The 15,158-nt window shown below is 65.4% G+C and carries 42 protein-coding genes; 3 read left to right on the top strand and 39 right to left on the bottom strand.

Annotated elements, in window-relative coordinates; genetic code table 11:
* Positions 1-2: 2 nt before the first annotated feature.
* The 16 genes from BJP40_RS23820 to BJP40_RS34565 all read right to left on the bottom strand — a co-directional run bounded on the left by BJP40_RS23820 (position 3) and on the right by BJP40_RS34565 (position 5,267).
* A complete protein-coding gene (locus BJP40_RS23820; RefSeq protein WP_143066002.1) occupies positions 3-272 on the bottom strand; it encodes a hypothetical protein in 270 nt (89 codons plus the stop codon).
* A complete protein-coding gene (locus BJP40_RS23815; RefSeq protein ID WP_071282226.1) occupies positions 269-1,021 on the bottom strand; it encodes a hypothetical protein in 753 nt (250 codons plus the stop codon). Before BJP40_RS23815 ends, BJP40_RS23820 begins: the two co-directional genes overlap by 4 nt.
* The gene (locus BJP40_RS23810; protein ID WP_071282224.1) at positions 1,018-1,281 is read right to left on the bottom strand and encodes a hypothetical protein; all 264 of its coding nucleotides are present in this window, start codon (positions 1,279-1,281) and stop codon (positions 1,018-1,020) included. Before BJP40_RS23810 ends, BJP40_RS23815 begins: the two co-directional genes overlap by 4 nt.
* Positions 1,278-1,631, bottom strand: a complete 354-nt coding sequence (locus BJP40_RS33725) for a hypothetical protein (RefSeq protein WP_143066001.1) — start codon at positions 1,629-1,631, stop codon at positions 1,278-1,280. The genes BJP40_RS23810 and BJP40_RS33725 overlap by 4 nt, the downstream gene beginning before the upstream one ends.
* Positions 1,628-2,155, bottom strand: coding sequence for a deaminase (locus BJP40_RS32230; protein WP_079171411.1), 528 nt, complete (start codon positions 2,153-2,155; stop codon positions 1,628-1,630). The genes BJP40_RS33725 and BJP40_RS32230 overlap by 4 nt, the downstream gene beginning before the upstream one ends.
* Positions 2,139-2,525 carry an HNH endonuclease signature motif containing protein gene (locus tag BJP40_RS32225; protein ID WP_079171410.1) on the bottom strand — a complete coding sequence of 129 codons (387 nt, stop codon included), beginning with the start codon at positions 2,523-2,525 and terminating at the stop codon, positions 2,139-2,141. Before BJP40_RS32225 ends, BJP40_RS32230 begins: the two co-directional genes overlap by 17 nt.
* A complete protein-coding gene (locus BJP40_RS23800) occupies positions 2,525-2,761 on the bottom strand; it encodes a hypothetical protein (protein ID WP_071282220.1) in 237 nt (78 codons plus the stop codon). Before BJP40_RS23800 ends, BJP40_RS32225 begins: the two co-directional genes overlap by 1 nt.
* 141 nt (positions 2,762-2,902) lie before the next feature.
* On the bottom strand, positions 2,903-3,112 hold the full coding sequence (locus BJP40_RS23795; protein ID WP_071282218.1) for a hypothetical protein: 210 nt from the start codon (positions 3,110-3,112) through the stop codon (positions 2,903-2,905).
* Positions 3,105-3,635, bottom strand: a complete 531-nt coding sequence (locus tag BJP40_RS23790) for a hypothetical protein (protein ID WP_071282216.1) — start codon at positions 3,633-3,635, stop codon at positions 3,105-3,107. Before BJP40_RS23790 ends, BJP40_RS23795 begins: the two co-directional genes overlap by 8 nt.
* Positions 3,628-3,942 carry a hypothetical protein gene (locus BJP40_RS23785; RefSeq protein WP_071282214.1) on the bottom strand — a complete coding sequence of 105 codons (315 nt, stop codon included), beginning with the start codon at positions 3,940-3,942 and terminating at the stop codon, positions 3,628-3,630. The genes BJP40_RS23790 and BJP40_RS23785 overlap by 8 nt, the downstream gene beginning before the upstream one ends.
* The gene (locus BJP40_RS23780) at positions 3,939-4,238 is read right to left on the bottom strand and encodes a hypothetical protein (protein ID WP_071282212.1); all 300 of its coding nucleotides are present in this window, start codon (positions 4,236-4,238) and stop codon (positions 3,939-3,941) included. Before BJP40_RS23780 ends, BJP40_RS23785 begins: the two co-directional genes overlap by 4 nt.
* Complete coding sequence (locus tag BJP40_RS34580; protein WP_177204469.1) at positions 4,235-4,408, bottom strand: hypothetical protein; 174 nt, start codon at positions 4,406-4,408, stop codon at positions 4,235-4,237. Before BJP40_RS34580 ends, BJP40_RS23780 begins: the two co-directional genes overlap by 4 nt.
* Positions 4,405-4,581, bottom strand: a complete 177-nt coding sequence (locus tag BJP40_RS34575; protein ID WP_177204468.1) for a hypothetical protein — start codon at positions 4,579-4,581, stop codon at positions 4,405-4,407. Before BJP40_RS34575 ends, BJP40_RS34580 begins: the two co-directional genes overlap by 4 nt.
* A 50-nt stretch (positions 4,582-4,631) precedes the next feature.
* Positions 4,632-4,907 carry a hypothetical protein gene (locus BJP40_RS23770; RefSeq protein ID WP_071282208.1) on the bottom strand — a complete coding sequence of 92 codons (276 nt, stop codon included), beginning with the start codon at positions 4,905-4,907 and terminating at the stop codon, positions 4,632-4,634.
* Positions 4,907-5,065 (bottom strand): hypothetical protein, encoded by a 159-nt coding sequence (locus BJP40_RS34570; RefSeq protein ID WP_177204467.1) that lies wholly within the window; start codon positions 5,063-5,065, stop codon positions 4,907-4,909. The genes BJP40_RS23770 and BJP40_RS34570 overlap by 1 nt, the downstream gene beginning before the upstream one ends.
* Positions 5,066-5,108: 43 nt before the next feature.
* On the bottom strand, positions 5,109-5,267 hold the full coding sequence (locus tag BJP40_RS34565) for a hypothetical protein (RefSeq protein ID WP_177204466.1): 159 nt from the start codon (positions 5,265-5,267) through the stop codon (positions 5,109-5,111).
* 100 nt (positions 5,268-5,367) lie between these two features.
* Between BJP40_RS34565 and BJP40_RS23765 the strand changes: the two genes are divergently transcribed.
* The 3 genes from BJP40_RS23765 to BJP40_RS34560 all read left to right on the top strand — a co-directional run bounded on the left by BJP40_RS23765 (position 5,368) and on the right by BJP40_RS34560 (position 6,189).
* Positions 5,368-5,553, top strand: a complete 186-nt coding sequence (locus BJP40_RS23765; RefSeq protein ID WP_071282207.1) for a hypothetical protein — start codon at positions 5,368-5,370, stop codon at positions 5,551-5,553.
* Positions 5,550-5,879 (top strand): hypothetical protein, encoded by a 330-nt coding sequence (locus tag BJP40_RS23760; RefSeq protein ID WP_071282205.1) that lies wholly within the window; start codon positions 5,550-5,552, stop codon positions 5,877-5,879. The genes BJP40_RS23765 and BJP40_RS23760 overlap by 4 nt, the downstream gene beginning before the upstream one ends.
* A gap of 142 nt (positions 5,880-6,021) precedes the next feature.
* Positions 6,022-6,189, top strand: a complete 168-nt coding sequence (locus tag BJP40_RS34560; RefSeq protein ID WP_177204465.1) for a hypothetical protein — start codon at positions 6,022-6,024, stop codon at positions 6,187-6,189.
* Between the two features lie 5 nt (positions 6,190-6,194).
* Here the strand turns inward: BJP40_RS34560 and BJP40_RS23750 are convergent, their stop codons facing one another.
* From BJP40_RS23750 to BJP40_RS23670, 23 genes are all read right to left on the bottom strand, one after another.
* Positions 6,195-6,635, bottom strand: a complete 441-nt coding sequence (locus BJP40_RS23750; protein ID WP_071282203.1) for a hypothetical protein — start codon at positions 6,633-6,635, stop codon at positions 6,195-6,197.
* Positions 6,628-6,948 carry a hypothetical protein gene (locus BJP40_RS23745; RefSeq protein ID WP_071282201.1) on the bottom strand — a complete coding sequence of 107 codons (321 nt, stop codon included), beginning with the start codon at positions 6,946-6,948 and terminating at the stop codon, positions 6,628-6,630. The genes BJP40_RS23750 and BJP40_RS23745 overlap by 8 nt, the downstream gene beginning before the upstream one ends.
* On the bottom strand, positions 6,945-7,232 hold the full coding sequence (locus tag BJP40_RS23740; RefSeq protein WP_071282199.1) for a hypothetical protein: 288 nt from the start codon (positions 7,230-7,232) through the stop codon (positions 6,945-6,947). Before BJP40_RS23740 ends, BJP40_RS23745 begins: the two co-directional genes overlap by 4 nt.
* On the bottom strand, positions 7,229-7,546 hold the full coding sequence (locus BJP40_RS33720; RefSeq protein ID WP_143066000.1) for a hypothetical protein: 318 nt from the start codon (positions 7,544-7,546) through the stop codon (positions 7,229-7,231). Before BJP40_RS33720 ends, BJP40_RS23740 begins: the two co-directional genes overlap by 4 nt.
* Positions 7,543-7,695: a hypothetical protein gene (locus BJP40_RS34555; RefSeq protein ID WP_177204464.1), complete on the bottom strand. Its 153-nt coding sequence runs from the start codon at positions 7,693-7,695 to the stop codon at positions 7,543-7,545. Before BJP40_RS34555 ends, BJP40_RS33720 begins: the two co-directional genes overlap by 4 nt.
* Positions 7,692-8,060: a hypothetical protein gene (locus BJP40_RS23735; RefSeq protein WP_071282197.1), complete on the bottom strand. Its 369-nt coding sequence runs from the start codon at positions 8,058-8,060 to the stop codon at positions 7,692-7,694. Before BJP40_RS23735 ends, BJP40_RS34555 begins: the two co-directional genes overlap by 4 nt.
* Positions 8,057-8,935 (bottom strand): hypothetical protein, encoded by an 879-nt coding sequence (locus tag BJP40_RS23730; protein WP_071282195.1) that lies wholly within the window; start codon positions 8,933-8,935, stop codon positions 8,057-8,059. Before BJP40_RS23730 ends, BJP40_RS23735 begins: the two co-directional genes overlap by 4 nt.
* 28 nt (positions 8,936-8,963) lie before the next feature.
* Positions 8,964-9,314, bottom strand: a complete 351-nt coding sequence (locus BJP40_RS23725) for a hypothetical protein (RefSeq protein WP_071282193.1) — start codon at positions 9,312-9,314, stop codon at positions 8,964-8,966.
* Positions 9,315-9,506: 192 nt separating this feature from the next.
* A complete protein-coding gene (locus BJP40_RS23720; RefSeq protein ID WP_071282191.1) occupies positions 9,507-9,812 on the bottom strand; it encodes a hypothetical protein in 306 nt (101 codons plus the stop codon).
* Entirely contained in the window at positions 9,809-9,964 is a 156-nt protein-coding gene (locus BJP40_RS34550; protein WP_177204463.1) for a hypothetical protein, read from the bottom strand. Before BJP40_RS34550 ends, BJP40_RS23720 begins: the two co-directional genes overlap by 4 nt.
* A gap of 151 nt (positions 9,965-10,115) precedes the next feature.
* Positions 10,116-10,340 (bottom strand): hypothetical protein, encoded by a 225-nt coding sequence (locus BJP40_RS23715; RefSeq protein WP_071282189.1) that lies wholly within the window; start codon positions 10,338-10,340, stop codon positions 10,116-10,118.
* Complete coding sequence (locus BJP40_RS34545) at positions 10,340-10,501, bottom strand: hypothetical protein (RefSeq protein ID WP_177204462.1); 162 nt, start codon at positions 10,499-10,501, stop codon at positions 10,340-10,342. Before BJP40_RS34545 ends, BJP40_RS23715 begins: the two co-directional genes overlap by 1 nt.
* Before the next feature lie 187 nt (positions 10,502-10,688).
* Positions 10,689-10,955: a hypothetical protein gene (locus tag BJP40_RS23710; RefSeq protein WP_071282187.1), complete on the bottom strand. Its 267-nt coding sequence runs from the start codon at positions 10,953-10,955 to the stop codon at positions 10,689-10,691.
* Entirely contained in the window at positions 10,952-11,248 is a 297-nt protein-coding gene (locus BJP40_RS23705; protein WP_071282185.1) for a hypothetical protein, read from the bottom strand. Before BJP40_RS23705 ends, BJP40_RS23710 begins: the two co-directional genes overlap by 4 nt.
* 2 nt (positions 11,249-11,250) lie before the next feature.
* Positions 11,251-11,691, bottom strand: coding sequence for a hypothetical protein (locus tag BJP40_RS23700; protein WP_071282183.1), 441 nt, complete (start codon positions 11,689-11,691; stop codon positions 11,251-11,253).
* A 2-nt stretch (positions 11,692-11,693) separates the two neighbouring features.
* A complete protein-coding gene (locus BJP40_RS23695; RefSeq protein ID WP_071282182.1) occupies positions 11,694-12,068 on the bottom strand; it encodes a DUF3310 domain-containing protein in 375 nt (124 codons plus the stop codon).
* On the bottom strand, positions 12,065-12,508 hold the full coding sequence (locus tag BJP40_RS23690) for a hypothetical protein (RefSeq protein ID WP_143065999.1): 444 nt from the start codon (positions 12,506-12,508) through the stop codon (positions 12,065-12,067). The genes BJP40_RS23695 and BJP40_RS23690 overlap by 4 nt, the downstream gene beginning before the upstream one ends.
* Before the next feature lie 148 nt (positions 12,509-12,656).
* Positions 12,657-12,800, bottom strand: a complete 144-nt coding sequence (locus tag BJP40_RS34540; protein WP_177204461.1) for a hypothetical protein — start codon at positions 12,798-12,800, stop codon at positions 12,657-12,659.
* Positions 12,797-13,048: a dsRBD fold-containing protein gene (locus BJP40_RS23685; protein WP_071282180.1), complete on the bottom strand. Its 252-nt coding sequence runs from the start codon at positions 13,046-13,048 to the stop codon at positions 12,797-12,799. Before BJP40_RS23685 ends, BJP40_RS34540 begins: the two co-directional genes overlap by 4 nt.
* Positions 13,049-13,195: 147 nt before the next feature.
* A complete protein-coding gene (locus tag BJP40_RS23680; protein ID WP_071282178.1) occupies positions 13,196-13,954 on the bottom strand; it encodes a ribonuclease H-like domain-containing protein in 759 nt (252 codons plus the stop codon).
* Between the two features lie 27 nt (positions 13,955-13,981).
* Complete coding sequence (locus BJP40_RS23675; protein WP_071282176.1) at positions 13,982-14,194, bottom strand: hypothetical protein; 213 nt, start codon at positions 14,192-14,194, stop codon at positions 13,982-13,984.
* Between the two features lie 195 nt (positions 14,195-14,389).
* A complete protein-coding gene (locus BJP40_RS34535) occupies positions 14,390-14,527 on the bottom strand; it encodes a hypothetical protein (protein WP_177204460.1) in 138 nt (45 codons plus the stop codon).
* Positions 14,524-15,135: a hypothetical protein gene (locus BJP40_RS23670; RefSeq protein WP_071282174.1), complete on the bottom strand. Its 612-nt coding sequence runs from the start codon at positions 15,133-15,135 to the stop codon at positions 14,524-14,526. The genes BJP40_RS34535 and BJP40_RS23670 overlap by 4 nt, the downstream gene beginning before the upstream one ends.
* Positions 15,136-15,158: the final 23 nt, after the last annotated feature.

The raw sequence follows: 15,158 nt of genomic DNA, 5'->3' as shown, positions 1-15,158 counted from the left end.
TTTTAGGGTGCTGGGCGGTTCGTGTCAGGGGGGCGTGCGAAGGTGCGTCTCGGGGCCCTGGTTCCGAACGCCAGGCAGGGCATGACGGCGTCGACGACTTCGGGTGGTGCCGGTTCCACCCAGACGATGTCGTACACGCTCAGGCCGCGGACTTTCAGGGCGTCCTGTTGGGTGCGGAGTTCCAGGAACAGGTATCGGTCACCGTGTTCGCTGCGCGCTTCGGGCCGCGGGCGACGTCGCCATCCCGTGTTGGCGATGATGATGGTTCTCACGGCGCCCACTCTTCGCCGCCGTAATGATTCTGGCCGAGGCCCGTTTCTGTGCGGTCGATGGTGACGGGGAGGCCGCTGCGGTCGGGCTCCGGCCAGTCTGCGATCATGTCGTTGGTGGTGTCGTACCAGTGCACGGACGGCAGAACCTTGCTGACGCGGCCGGCAAGGAGCCGGATCTTGTCCGGGGTGTCGTCCCAGCCGGAGGCGGGAGCGAGGGCCTTGATGCGCATGGTGCTGGCACGGAACCCCTTGGTGCCGAGGATGATGGTGCCCCAGGCTTCGACGACGCCGTGGAGCTGGCGTGTGATGGAGCCGCCGCGGTAGTTGTAGAAGTCGGTGGCGGGGTCGTAGCTGGCGTAGAAGCCGCACCGGCAGCCGGCGAGGCGGTGGTGCGGTGAAACGGATTCCAGGGCGCGGTAGAGCTGGCCCAGCCGGTTTTCCGTCTCGAACCTGCCGTGCTCGGCTTGCCGGAACAGCCACTGGTCGTAGGCGAGGGGGGAGTTGGCGAGCGCTGCCCGGTTGAGTAGCAGGTCGTAGATGTGGGCGAGTTCGGTTTCGGTGGCGGCGGCTTGCTGTTCGATGCTGTCTGGGGTGGAGAGGTTCGGGTCGTGGTGGCGGTGGCAGGTGGCGGTGTTGTCGCCGGCGTGCCAGTGGTGGTTGCGGAATGAAACCGAGGTGATGGTTTCGCTGTCGGGGGCGGCGTGGAAGTGGCGGTATCCGGTGAGGCTGCCGGGGTAGAGGTCGGTCATGATCGGAGTTCCTTGAGTCGTTCTTCGATCAGCGCGTTGGTTTCGGCGTGGGAGAGCTGGGTGCTGATCGGGAATCTTGTGATGGTTTCGGCGGGTGCGTCGGTGATGGTGTCCCACATGTAGTTGCCGTTGTCGTTGCGGACGTGGGTGTGGACGGTGAGTTCGGTTGGGGTGATGTTGAGGCGGAAGACGGTGGAGGGGTCTGCGTCGATGCGCTGGCAGATGCGGTGGACGAGGTCGCCGAGGTTGATGATGGTCACAGGCCCAGTTCCTTTTCGAGTTCGCGGATTCGGTCCTCAGCGGCACGGTGTCGGTGGCGTTTGCAGGGGCGGGTGACCGCGTACCGGCCTTCTCCGTAGGCGTACTGTTTCTTGCAGCCGCATTCGTGAAGCCAGTCCCAGACTTCTTCGAGGAGTCCAGTTGTCCATATGGCGGCTCCGACGAAAACGGCCATGCCGGTGAACAAGAGCGCCACCAGGACTGCCGAGCCCCAGGCGTTCGTGTCTGCCATTGGGGAGATGACCGTCGAGAACAGCACCACCCACAGTCCGTACCAGGCCGCGACGCCGGCGGGGGTGCCGACCAGGAGGGCGAGGCGCCTGTAGTTCATGGCAGTCCTATCTTTCCGTTCGGCCAGACGATGGCCTTGATGTCGGTCGTGTTGCGGATGTGCCGCACGCAGCCATCGCAGGGTTCGCAGGAGATGTACATGACGGCTCCGGCGAGGCGCCCGGCGCCGCGCTGCATGGCGTCGGCGACGGCGTTGGCTTCGGCGTGGGTGGCGATGCACTTCCAGGACGCCAGGCCGACGCCGTCGTAGCCCTCACCCGGCTGGGCGGCCTGCTGGCAGGGCCAGGCGTTGCCGCAGGCGCAGCGGTCGGGATCGCAGTCCACGCATTGGCAGTTCCGTCGCCAGGGGTGCTTCGGGGGCCGCTCGTAGTGCCGTCCTCTTGGACAATCCCCTTCGAGGCAGCTCGGGCCGCCGGGTCGGCCGCCGTTGTAGCCCATGCCGAGGAACCGCTTGTCGGGGCCGACGATGAGGGCGCCGACCTTGCGGCGGGTGCAGTCACCTTGTTCGGAAAGCCACTGCGCACCACGGAGATGCCATTCATCACGGTCAGGACGCCCTGCCATAATCACACCTCTCACATATGCGTTGCAGCTTGATCTGTCGATAGGGACCACCGCAGCGGCAGTTGACCTTACGGGCGTTGACGGCGGTCGGCCCGTTGCCCATTAGGGTGTTCTGCCTTGGGGTAACCGCGCGAAGGTGGGAGGGGTTTACGCAATGCCGGACGCCGCATTGGTGGTCAATGACCATACCCTCTGGAATCTCGCCTACCTCCAACTCATAGGCGATACGGTGCGCTAGACCCAGACAGGTGCGGGTCACCTTGAAGCGCCCGTATCCGTTCCAGATCTTTGTGGCCTCCCATGCCCAGCAACGATCTTCATCGTGGATATCCCAGTCGACCTTCGACCAGAAGCGCTCCTCCAGCTCCATCAGAAATCCCACCTGCTCTGGAAGCCGGGGCCCCACCGCCACTGCCGGGCGAGGAGGCGGAGGATCTGGATCTGGTCCACGTCGGTGTTCGGACACCCCCCGCGCTCGATCTGGCCGCGGGAGCAGCAGCAGCCCCATTCGCCGTCGATCTTCGCCTCGTAAGCGAAGATCTCGTCCACGATCTCGCCCGGCAGGTGACGCCGGACGAACCTCGGCAGCTCAGCGCTCTCACTCATCACGGTCAGTCCTCCACGCGTACCAGGCCAGATCGGTGGCGACAAGCCGGGCGCGCCCGCGCCAGGTGCACGCCCGCCAGGCCCACCACCAGTCCACTCGCCCGGCAATCCTGATCGGCCTCTTCGAGGGTCCGTATCCCATCAGGCGAACCCCCTGTACTCCCGGACCGCCTGATAGGCGACCTCCTCGGCGTACTCGTCCACGACGGCCATGACCTTCGCCATGCGTGCCTCGCAACTGGTGCAGTTGTGTGGCGACTTGGCCCAGAACGGGGCAGCTCCGCGCTGATGCGAGACGTACAGCTCGCTGAGGGCGTCGTACACCTTGTCGCGGTCGGACCTCTCACTCATCGAGTTTCTCCAACTCCTCGTGGCAGTCGGCCAGGCGTTCTGCGCACCAGACGTGGTAACCGAGGAGGTCGCCATCCTCCCCGGCCCAGAAGGGCGGCACCTCCGTCGCCCGGAGGCCGCGCTTGTAGGACTCGATCGCCCTCTCGATCTTCGCCCTCGCCTCCTCGTCCTGCGTCGGCAACGGCGGGAGGTAGGGGAAGCCGGAGCAAACGACGTCGCCGACAATGACGGACTCGCGCTTCAAAACCACCAGCCGGTCAGGGGCGACGTCCACGACGGGCTTCTCGCCGCCGCCGTACGACCTGCGGACGACGCGGAGGCGGACCCGCCCCGACGGCGTCAGCGACACCTTCTCCTCCAGTACGATGGCAGCAGTGACGCCGGGAGGCAGGTCGGGGCCGACCAGCTCCCCGAGGACGACGGCCTCGGCCATCGCGACACTGCGGCCCACGGTGAAGCCGTAGATGGCGGTGTCGCCGGGGGTGATGGGGACGCCTCGGGCGTCGATGAGGGTGTCAGTCATCGGTGCCCTCCGGGTGGTAGGTGACCCGCTTACGCGATGGCGGGATCTTGGGTACCAGACCGTGCTGCCCGTCTTTCCAGTACTCGAAGAGTCGGCGCTCGTAGTCCTCTTGAGCTGCACGCCTGCCCGCCTCGTAAGCCTGGTCGTAGGTCCTGAAGCCGTATTGCTGGCCAACATGTTCGTACGGATACGGATCCCCAACGTTCAGGAACACCTTGAGGTCATATCTCGGCCGCCTGAACAGCGAACGCCGCGCTTCTTCGATGTCGAATACGTAGGTGTAGGTCTTGATGGGGTTGTCGGTCATGACACCTCCGGGTCGATGAGGTCGGCGGCGTCCTCGGATGTGTAGTCATCGCAGGGGACTCGCGGCGCGTCGTCGCCTTCGCGGTAGTGGTATTCGCGACACCTTCGACTGTGGCTATCCCAGGAGTAGGAGGATGTACAGTTGCCCAACTCCTCCCGGAGCCTCTCCGCCAGCTCGTGGGCGTGTTCGCGGAGAAGGGTGTCGACGAGATGCTCAAGCGATAGGCAGTACGTTCCGCCGCAATAGCATTCACCGGGGTCGTTGTAGGCGGTGAAGAAGCGGTCGCGGGCGGTCATTCGAACTCCTCCTCGTCGTAGTCCTCGTACTTGAACCCGCTGCACAACTGGCAGAAGTAGACGCGCTTCGGGTCGCTGAGGGTGGTGATGTCAACGAACGGGTCGCAGTGGAACGCGTGGCACATCCAGCACCAGGCCGCGCCCTTGTGAAGGCAGAACTTCCATCTCACGACGCCTCCGGGTCGATGAGGTCGGCGGCGCCGTCACAATCGCAGTAGCCCTTAGAAGGGCAGTTGCAGTTGTCCCGGATCATCTCCGCCAGCTCGTGGGCGTAGACGTCTACCGCCTTCATGATGTCGGCGCCAGCTTGCCGGGCGCTGTAGAACACCGACTCGTCCTGCACATCGTTAACCGATGCGGCTACGACGGTCGCCAGCTTGTCTCGTGCGCTCATTACGTCACCTCCGGGTCGATGAGGTCGGCGGCTGCGGCCATGACGCCTGCCGCCCTCATGTATGGGTCAAAGCGGTGCCCGGTAGGGGACTCCAATACATAGAAGCGGGACTCCTCCCGGATTTTCTCGGCCAGTCCGCGAGCGTAGGTTTTCAGTGCCGCCTCAACCTGGGCGAAGCTGGGGCAATCGGCCAGGGCGATGAATGCCTTGTCGTATACGGGGTCGCCGGTCAGGTGCTCGGCGTACACCTCGGGATACATCTCAGGGGCGCCCATCACGCCACCTCCGGGTCGATGAGGTCGGCCTTGGCAGCGACGACGAGCAGCCGTCGGCCGATGCGGTCGAAGATGGCGTCATCCATGCTGCCGCCTTCGGGCTTGAAGAATTCGGCGAGGGCGAGGAGTTCCTCGTCGGTGAAGTTGACGGTGTTCACAGCAGCACCTTCCCCTCTGAGGCGACTTTCGCGGTTGACGGGGTCATTGCACCACCACCGAAAGCGCCCAGCCGAATACGAGGGCCAGGGATACGACGCCGAGGGCGAAGGCAACGGCTGGCTCCACAAAGGCCGCGTACAGCAGGGCAATAACCCCGGGTATCCCGATGAGCGCAATGAGCACCCAAGCGAATATGGTCATGTACTCGTTTCTCTTTCGGTTGGGGCCGGCCTGTGTACGATCAGACGCATGGCTGACATTTGATCCCTCACCGCTGCTTGATGCGATCAGGGCGTGGGAGGTGCTGAACGCGGAGTGGTCCGAGGTCCGCGACGCCCACCGCGACGAGGACGGGCACGAGGACGACCCGACGCTCATGGACAAGAAGGTCGTCGAGTATTTCGACACCTTCTGGGACACCGCGGACGAGATCAGGGCCGAAGCCTCCAGGCTGCTGGCTGCTCTCGGCATCGAGGCCGCCCGGTGAGGATCGAACTGCGGAAGGCGTCGTACCAGGTCACCTTCGAGGCCCTGGACTGGCTGTGCGTTGCCGAACGCATGGAGGACTGGTCGATGTGCCACCCGTGGCCGGAGGCGCACGACGCTGGCCGCCTGGCGGTCGCTGCCTGGGCGCGGGCCATGTACGACGGGGCCGCCATCAGCCACCACCAGCGGTTCACGCTGACCATGCCCCGAGACTGGGCGGTGTGGCTGTGGCAGATCCTCGCCATGCCGCCGCACGACGAGTTCCCGTGGGAGCTGGCGCCGCAACTACTCGGCCAGATCAAAGCCCAGAACCGGCAGCGCCAGTAGCCGCTACGCTGTACGGGGGCTACCGGGATACGGACACTGGGCGGTTGGTGTGGGGCGCAGGATTGGGCCGGTCGGATACTGTGACACGTGCGGCCGGGCATGCTGGAAGGACGGCAGCGACTTTCAGGAATGGAACGCCGTCATGGCGAACGGCAGGCTGGCCGGGTACCGCTGCCCTGGCTGCCAGTCGCCCGAGGACCACGTCGAGGCCGAGGTCAACAACACGTTGATCGACTACGGGCGTGCCGTGGCCGACGGACGCGGTCGGCTCATCGCCCCGACCGTGTCCTTCGAGCCGCTGTCTCGCTGAGAGGGTCAGTCCCACATCGAGCCCAGGTGCTCAGCGAACAACCGCATCGCCTCACGCGCAGCCTCGTACTGCACCAGCTCGTCCTCAAAGCTGAGCCCGGGATCGAACTTGCCTTCCGCGTACGCGAGTAGCGGCCCCGCAATGCGGTCGAGGATGTCGTCCCACTCCTGCTCGGTGACCTCAACAGGATGGCTGTGCTTGACCTCCTTGAGATGCTGGACGCCGGCCCCGACGACGCCGGCAATGTAGGTGTCCAGCGACCACAGGTCGCGTTCGGAGTAGCCGCGCCGGGCCCGCTGCCACGCCCACACCGGCTCCAAGCGCACGGCACGCCACACATCGCCGGCACGCCGCCAGACCCGCCCCCAACGGCACCGCCACGGGTGCTCCGACCGCCACCGGTCCGCCTCGGCCATGAACCCGTCCAGGGGCGTGTGGTCACCCATCGGCGGCCCGCTTCAACGCGAGAATAACGTCCTCGGCGGTCCGCTCAGGAGCGTCATTCCACGCCGGAAGGACGACACGAGGAATGACCTCGCTGGCGGCCTTCTCGACCAGGCCGGCGGCCTCGCAGTACAGTTTGCCACTGACGGCTTCGCCTGAGGCGCTGCTGGCGATGGCCCGCCGAAGAGCGCCAAGCGCACACACCGGCCCCGTCTTCGGATCGTCCCGGAAAAAGTCGCCCTGGTGCCAGCCGTCACGCTCGATGATGCGGGCCGCTTCCCGCAGGATATTCCTGATTTCTTCCTGGTTGCTCATTCCGGAGCCCTCTCTACGATGGTCCAACTTCCGTCGGTGTCTTGGGTGATCCACACGGCGTCGAAGCGTTGCCCGGCCCCGGTGTGGACGACGACGGCGGCGCCGTCGACAGTGACCTCGACGCCGCCCGTGTCGGTGTCGGCGATGCTGTCGCGGAGGGTTTCGGCGGCGGGCCGTGGGTCGGGGGCGTGGTCGTCGCCGGGTCCGGGTGGTGGGGCGGTGGCGATGACGAGGCCGGCGACGGCGAGCTGCGTGGCGGTGAGGGCGGCTCTAAGGAAGATCATGGTTTTGCTGCCTTGGCGCAGGATCCGACGTCACAGTTGCCTGCTGTCCGGTGCCCGTTGGGGAATAGGGCGTCATGCGCTTCCGCATGGGTGACTTCGATGTCGTCGATGAACCAGCGGGTGTTCATCTTGTTGTTGTTCGCGGCCTCCGCAGAGATCTTGACGCCATCGTGGTATGTCGTTCCGTACTTCCAGTGGGCGTAGCCGCAGGTTGATAGCCAGGGTGGAGCAAAGGTGGTTCTGAGAGGTTCGGGGTGCCCGTAACAGTCGCAGGGAGCGGGCACCAGTTCCGGCTTGATAGCGGTGATGCTCATAGTCCTTCTCGCCATTCTTCGAGCTGCCGCTCCCACTGTGAGCACAGGTGGGCGGAGGTGCCGCCGTGGCAGTGTTCGTCGCCTTCTGGGTAGCGGCTGTGGATGTGTTGGCCGGCGAGGATGCGGGCGTCGCGCTCGGTGTCACTCATGCAAGATCCCGGTTGCGGCCCTTCAGCGCGTACAGTTCGACCATGCGTCGGGCCGCGCTGTCATCCATCTCGTAGAAGAGGCGGGTGGCCTCGTCCGGGGTGAGGCCGAGGATTATCCGGGCGCTCTCCTCGTAGCCGCCGTTGAGGTTGAAATGGTACTTGTCGTGGGTGTAGAGCACTTCCTTGCGGGTCGTGTCAATGTCCTGGTGCGGCTTGTGGAAGTGGAGCGCCCAGCCTGCGACGCACCGTTGAGTGCCGCAGGTGGCATAGCTTTCCCAGTCCCGTTGGGCGTGTGTTTCGGGATGTAGCACAAACTGGTCGCGGATCTTCTGGAAGAGTTCCTGGTTGATTTCGGGTTTAGTCATTGTTTCCTCCTCGGTTTGCGGATGCGTTCGACGGTTCGCGGGTTGATGCCGAGCTCGGCGGCGATGTCCGTGTCGCCCAGGCCGTCGGCGATGAGTTCGCGTACGGCGGCGGCGTGCGGTTCCCACGGGGGCGCCTGCGGGTTTCGGCGCCGGTACTCCCGGTGGGCTTCGCGGCATGGCCCGCAGGCCCTGACCGTGCCCAGTTCGGGGTCGGGAAACTCGTGTTTCTCCCGGTAGTGGATCTGGTAGCCCTGCTCGGTGCCGCATGCCCCCGTCCACTCTGGGATGGCATCGGGCTTGTGGATCTCGGCCAGTTCCCAGCAGCCGAGCGGCGCCCAATGCTTCTGCACCGACCGCGTCTTGTTGGTCTTTTGTGCCGTTGTGCAGACGCCGTAGTCCCCCGGGCTGGCCGCGTCCAGCTTCTCCGCCGCACGCAGAAAACGCTCGTACGTCCACGGCTTCATGCCCTGCCAGTTCCGGTTCGTGCCCGACGTCAGCGAACGCATCGACTCCTCGGACATCCCGGCATGCTCGGCTATGACCCGCGACGTGAACCCCTTCGCGATCAGGCCGCGGGCCATGCGCTGAGCACCGAGGAACCGGTCCTCGTCAGTAACCCGCTCGTCCTCGGGGACGGTGACCGCCAGCACCTTCGCCAGATGGTCCCGGTGCACCCGCACACAACGCCCCTCCAGGTGGTCGTGTACGAACGTGGGGCTCATCCCGATACGCTCCGCGATCACGGTACGAGGCCACCACCGCTCCAGGAACCGCAGGTGTTCCACGAGCTGGTCGTTGGGCACGTACTGATCGATACCCCTGGCGCGCATCAGGTCGAGTTCCTTACGCCGACGCGCCCACCCCTCCTTCCGCATTCGGATCGCCTCCTTCCTCCAGGGCCTGTCACCGGTCCTCCGCGGCCCGCTTCATAGCGAGGATCACGTCCTCAGCCGTCGTAGCCTCGTGGTCGTTGTAAATGGGTATGAGCTGGGCGCTGTCCACCCAGCGCTTCCAGGCGTAGGGAATGCGCGGGTCGTCGTCCCGCGAGCGCAGGTGGTCGGCCAGCTGCCCCACGGCGGCGCCGTACGCAGCGATCCCATGCCTCAGGCCGGTGCGGCGCAGCGCCCCCAGCGCACACACCGCCGGCAGATCGGCATCGGGCGACCAGGATTCGAGCCGGCCCTTGCAGTGCCCGTGCTCGGCGATGTAGTCGGCCGCGTCACGCAGGATCTGTCGTACGGTGTCGTCGGTCATCGGTGACCTCCTCGATGGCTAGCCATGTGGTCGGCGAGGGCGTCGTCGCACCTCTCGCAGCGGGGCGCCGACGGCGGCGCCGGAATGCCCAGCAGCCAGGCACCGCACAGCGCGATCGTGCCGTCGTGGGAGCATCCGGGGCACACCCAGTGCCCCGGCGGAAGGGCGGAGTCCACGCCCTTGCTCGCGGTTTCAGTCGTCGTAGTCGTCATCGTCGTCCTTGGGCTTGCAGATGTTGCAGCCGTTCATGTACGGGCACTTGTGCACCGCGGCCATGTCAGGCTTGGGCGGCAGTAGCGGCCCCTTCTCGCCGCCGCCCTGGCACATCAGCGTCGACGACGTCGACTTGGAGGCCAGGTGCGGCAGCAGGACACCCGCTTCGTCTGCGGGTTCGAGGCGGGCGCAGGAAGAGCAGTAGCGCCATTCGGTTCCGACATCGGCTGGTGGCTGGGGTTCGACGGTGGGTTCGGGCCGGGCTGGTTCGTCGGGCTGGCTCACGATGGTTCGGGGACGGGCCGCCAGGGTCGGGCATGCTGCTTCTTGCATCCGCAAGCCCGTACTTCGACCAGGGGGGAGCCGAGCCGCGCCTTCGGGTCGTAGCACACGTAGAGCTGGAACCAGACGTGCACATGCGTCTTGGGGGTGGTCACCGCTTCACCGCCCTTCGGTTCCCGGGAATGTCCTCTACCGGGCGCGGATGGCCGCAAACGCAGCACCAGTCCATCGCGATCACCCGCGGTGCCCGCGCCGCTTCGGAATACCAGTAATGCCGAAACGGCGGGCATTTGCGTTCCTCCTCCATCACAATCCTTCCTCTCCGAACTCCATGACGTGACGAAGAAACCACCCCGCGAACCACATCCACCCGGCCGTGAACACGAGCCGCCCGCCACGGGTGTGCAGGAACATCGCACGGCGGGTAGTTCGCGACAGCGTGTAGTCCAGGCGGGCCTTGCGGATCGCCCACAGCTCGTAGCCGATACCAGCAGCGAAGAGGCCGCCCCACACGGCGTCGCCGCGGTGCATCAGTGCTCCGATGCGGCGTCGACGCCGTGATGATGCGCGGCAGATTCGTACCTGGCCTGGGCGGGGATCGGCAGATTATTGCAGCAGCGTTTACCGTACACGTCATCCTGTGAGAGGGTGCGCGCGGCCCGCAAACGGGCGGCGAGTTCCTCGTCACTCATCTCAAGGAGTCTTGTCATCGAATTCACCTCCGTCCGAAAAGCGGGGGCATGGCAGCAGCAGTGACTTGGATTTTGAGGATTTCGAAAGCCTGCTCCTCGGTGAATCCAGCTTCGACATATGCCTGGTACAGCTCGTGTGCCTGCGCGGCGGCCATAGCCAGGTCGGTTATCGGGTCAATCGGCCCCGTCATTCGGGTTCACCTCCCTTCGCGCGGGGGAAGTTCTCGGCGTCGTCGGCCGGCAGTTCGGGCACGACGTAATCGGGGACGTGGTGGCCTGCCGCCTCGTGCTCGGCCAGATGGTCGACCATGCCCTGTGTGCAGTGCGCCCTGAAGCTCCCGGGCAGGATGCGGCCGACCGGCATCAGCGCACATAGGCAGCATTCGAGGTGCCCGCTGATGTCCATGAAGACGTAGACGTCGGAGCCGCTCTGGCCGAGGCGTGCGTAGCTCATCGGGGGAGGCTGCCCTTGCGCTTCATCACCTTCATGGTTTCCTCGATGGCCCTCTCGAACGCGCGCCCGCTGTCGCAGGCCGCGTCGCTCTGGGGCTTGGACTGTATCTGGACGCCGATCAGCGGCCCGTTACTGAGCTCCCCGCCGGTCTTCAGGTACTCCTCGAACCGCCGGGCGGACGCGACGACGTCGCTGGACACCGCTCGGCTGCCGAAGGTGCTGGCGGCCAGTTCGAGGGCCCACGCGCGTCGCTGTTCTTCGTGAGACCGGGAGTTGCTGGGGTATTCGTACATATTCAGTTGTCCTTCTCGTTCCATGGGTGCACACCGTTGATCCGGAGGACATCGTCGTCGCACTGAATGACCAGCTCGACCGTGTCGAGTTCTCCCGCGCGTACGTGCTGGCTGTATCCGCTGATATGGTCGGAAAGATCGTGGCCGGCTACCGAGATCACATCGTTGGTCGCCAGCCTCAGCGAGTGCGGATTGTGCTTCCGCGTCACCCTTGTCACCGATTCGCCGCCTGCATCAACCCTGATCGGCTGGTCGTTGAGCCCGTTATGGCGCTTGTCTATCTGGATGATGCTGCCGTCAAACAGCGTCAGCCGGCACTCATAAATCTCCCCAACCCGGGCGTCGATGCTCCACCGAGTGCAGTGATCCGAGATGTCGGTCCACTCTGTCGAACCTGTCGCCTTGATTGCGATTTGCGAATTGTTTACCGCGCACTTAGCCATATTCAGTTGTCCGTTCTGTTCTCTTCCAGCTCCAGCGCCTTACGCAGGAAGTGGATCGCCTTGCGCAGGTCTTCAGCGGCGGGGCCCTTGCGTCCGGCTCGCAAGATGTACTTCAGAGCCGAGCCCCGGTAGTAGTCCAGCCCGAACGCGTCGACCACATCCCACGGCTCCATGCCCTTGCCGCGGTAGTGCTCGGGGGCGGTCTCGGGGCTCGATGCGGCGGCGCCGTTGTCCAGGGCGGCGAACGGCTCGGTGTAGGGGGAGGGGGAGAGCTCGTGCGCCCAGTCCTTGAAGGCGCCGTTGGCGTGCGGGCCGTCATGCCCTTCTGGCTTGTCGCAGCGGCCCATCGCGGGCAGCTTGAAGGGGCAGCGGCTCATCCGCTGCTCCAGACCTGCGATTCGAGCTGGCCGTTGACGTACGTCGAGTTGGGGCCGGTGTAGGTGACCGTGTACTCCGTCAGGCCGGGGGTGAACTCCTTGAAGGCGCTGAACGGGGGCGTCACGTCGATCGCCTCACGGGTCACCTCTTCGGTGATGCTCCCGGCCCCGGCGTCGCGCAGGGCGAGCATGATGCCGCCCCGGACCAGAAGCTGAAGACGGCGGTGCGCCTCGCGGAGGTTCGACAGCTCCCTGCGGTTCCCGGCGGAGTCGAGGCCGAGGCGCTCGACCTTCCTCTCCAGCTCCTGGATTCGGTAGTCCTTCGACGACGTCCAAGCCCGCCACTTCGGGCACGGCCACTCGTGACCGCAGCCGTAGCACTCGCCGGTCAGGCCATGCTCATCATCCTCGTGCTCAAAGTGCCCCTTCGGTTCTTTCACGGCCACCTCCGCTTCTTCCTGGTCAGATGCCACGCATCACACGCCGAGCAGTAGTACGTCGACGACTCGGAGCGCCCCATCTTCCAGAGCTTCAACAGCGTCGCCCGCGCTTCGAGCCGCGTCGGGTACGACCTCTTCGCGCACTCGCTCACCAGGGCCGCCACACGAACCTCACCTTCCCGTCGGCACCGATGACCTTCACCCGCTGCATCGGGGATACCTGAGTCGGACCCTTCTTCTTTTTCTTCCGGCCCTCGCCCTCCGCCGGCTTCTTCGGCTTCGGCGGAGTCACAGGACTTGCCTACCGGTGAAGTGGTTGACAACGACTCGACTGAAGGCGTCGGCGCTGCTGCGCATTGCACGTTGCATCGCGATAGCCGTGCCGACCGCGGCGTTGCGCTTGTCGCCCTTGCGGCGGCGGGCGACGCCCATGCCGATGACCGCACCTGTCTCGTCGATGATCTCGACGCGGGTGGTGGTGCCGTCCCTGACGAGCTCGACTGTCAGGGTTTCCTCGTGGTAGTCCAGTTCGGGGTTCATTCAGTGCTCCTTTACGGGGGGTGTTATCGGGTTCCGTTGGCGTAGGCTTCGATGCGGGCCAGCGCCGTACGCCGGTTATGGACTCGGGCCAGGACGGTACCGAGGAAGAGACCGAGGATGAACGAAGCGGTCAGGTCACTCACCGCCTCACCTTCCTTTCGCTTGTGTGGTGGTAACTCCGTGGTCCCGGCGGTTGCTGCGGGACCACGTGCCACAGGCTCTGCACCGGTAGCGTTGGAACCGGCCTACGCCGGTAAGGGCGAAACCGCGGCGCTCCAGGTCGACGCCACCACAGTTGGGGCACACGTCGCCTTGGCCGGTGTACAGGCCGTGGTGCGGATGGTTGTCGATCCAAGGCCGCACCTTGTCGTAGATCTCTTCCAGGAGCCGTACGTCACGGACGTTGTATCGGCGCATCTGCGCCCACGCCTTGGGGTCGCCGGCAAGGCATTTGATCCACAGCTCGTGCCCGTCGTGCTTCACTTTCCCGGCTAGGCCGAGGCGCTCCGACACATAGGCCAGCTTGTTGGACGTGAAGTTGAAGTTCCCCTTGATGACCTTGTACAGGTCGATGCTTTTGTACGGGGCCGGCGGGGTGAGCCCGGCGAGAATGAACTCGGTGTTGAGCCTAGGCAGGTCGAAGCGGTCGCCGTTGAAGTGCATGACGACGTCGGCCTCGTCCAACAGGGCGTGAGCGGCCCGAACCATACCGTTGTGGGTGTGCTCGAACTCGCTGTAGAAATGGACCTTGCGTTCATCCATGAACTTCGCCGCGAAGCAGATCGTCCGGGGGTGCTCGATAATCTGGTTGATCGCGACGTTCTGCTTGAAGAGGGCCCAGGCGTGGGCGACGACCGGACTGGTTTCGATGTCGAGCGACAGGATCCGAGGGCCGGTGTTATCCATATTCAGTTATCCGTTCTGCTGCCGTCCTCACAGCCCCCCGCAGTTCGGACAGTCGATCATCATGCAGAAATCGAGTCCGTGCTGAAGCTGGAAAGCGGTGCAGCCGTAGACGATGCGCTCCAGCGCGCTGAACCGTCCGTCGCGGCGGACGGCCTGCCGGATCAGGTAGTCGAGTACGCCGTCGTCGTCACCCGGCAACGCGAGGTCCCTGATCCTCCGGCCGTTCAGGACCTTGCGCATGGCGCCAGCACCGCCCCTCGTCGATCGCGTACCGAGTCCACCGCCCCGGCTTCCGCCTCACTCCGCAGCGGCAGGTCGGCCCCGGCGACACCGCCTGAGCCCACAGGCCGGGGCGCCACCGGGCGATGTCGGCGCGGATCCGCTCCACGACATCCGGCTCCAGCTCGCCGGCGGTGACGCGTTTCGCCCTGGTCATCAGATGCTCGTCAGCCAGGCGACCAGCTCGATGACGCCCCAGATCACGGCGGCCGTCAGAGCGGCGTGCAGGAGGAAACCGATACTTCCGGCACCGGTCATCGCAGCCTTGACGGCCGTATCGAGTCGGCGGGTCACGAGTCGAACCCGAAGACGATGCGGGCTTCCTGCCCTGCGGTCTTGGCCCTGGCGTACTCCACCCAGGCGAGGAACGCCGTGCAGCTCTCCCGGAGCGGACGTGACCAGTAGACCCGGACGTGGGTCCAATCCTTCGTTGCCAGCAGATCGGCGTCGCTCCGCTGGTCGATCGCAACCACGTCGCGGCCGTAGATCCCACCGCACCAGCCGCCGGCCGGCGGGAACACGGGATCCCAGGACTCGTACTCCTCGCGGCTGATGTAACCGCACTCCTTGAGCTCCTGGTCCCAGCCCTTCCAGTCCGCAACCTCGTCGAGGCCGAGCCAGGAGAACGAGTGATCGCCGAGCCACGCTTCATCCTCGTCGTCGCCGTAGCCGAGGATCCACCGCACTTGCTTGAGACTGAAGTCGTCGGGCCACCCTCGCGGTTCGGCGATGGGCGTGATCGGCGTGTGGGTTGGGACTCTGGCGAAGCCGAAGCCATTCCGGACGTCGGCCAGGGCGGCGAACAGCCGGTAGTTGCGGCCGTCCTCCATCCGGCATTCGGTATACCAGCTCTGTCCGTCGCGGTACCGCGACTGGAGCACGCCGTGGATGTCGGTTCCCATGGGTGGCCTCTATTCTGTTGTGG

Source organism: Streptomyces sp. CC53 (assembly GCF_001865245.1).
GTDB lineage: Bacteria > Actinomycetota > Actinomycetes > Streptomycetales > Streptomycetaceae > Streptomyces.
The sequence above is the reverse complement of the archived record's forward strand: the minus strand, read 5'-3'. Positions and strand labels throughout refer to the sequence as shown.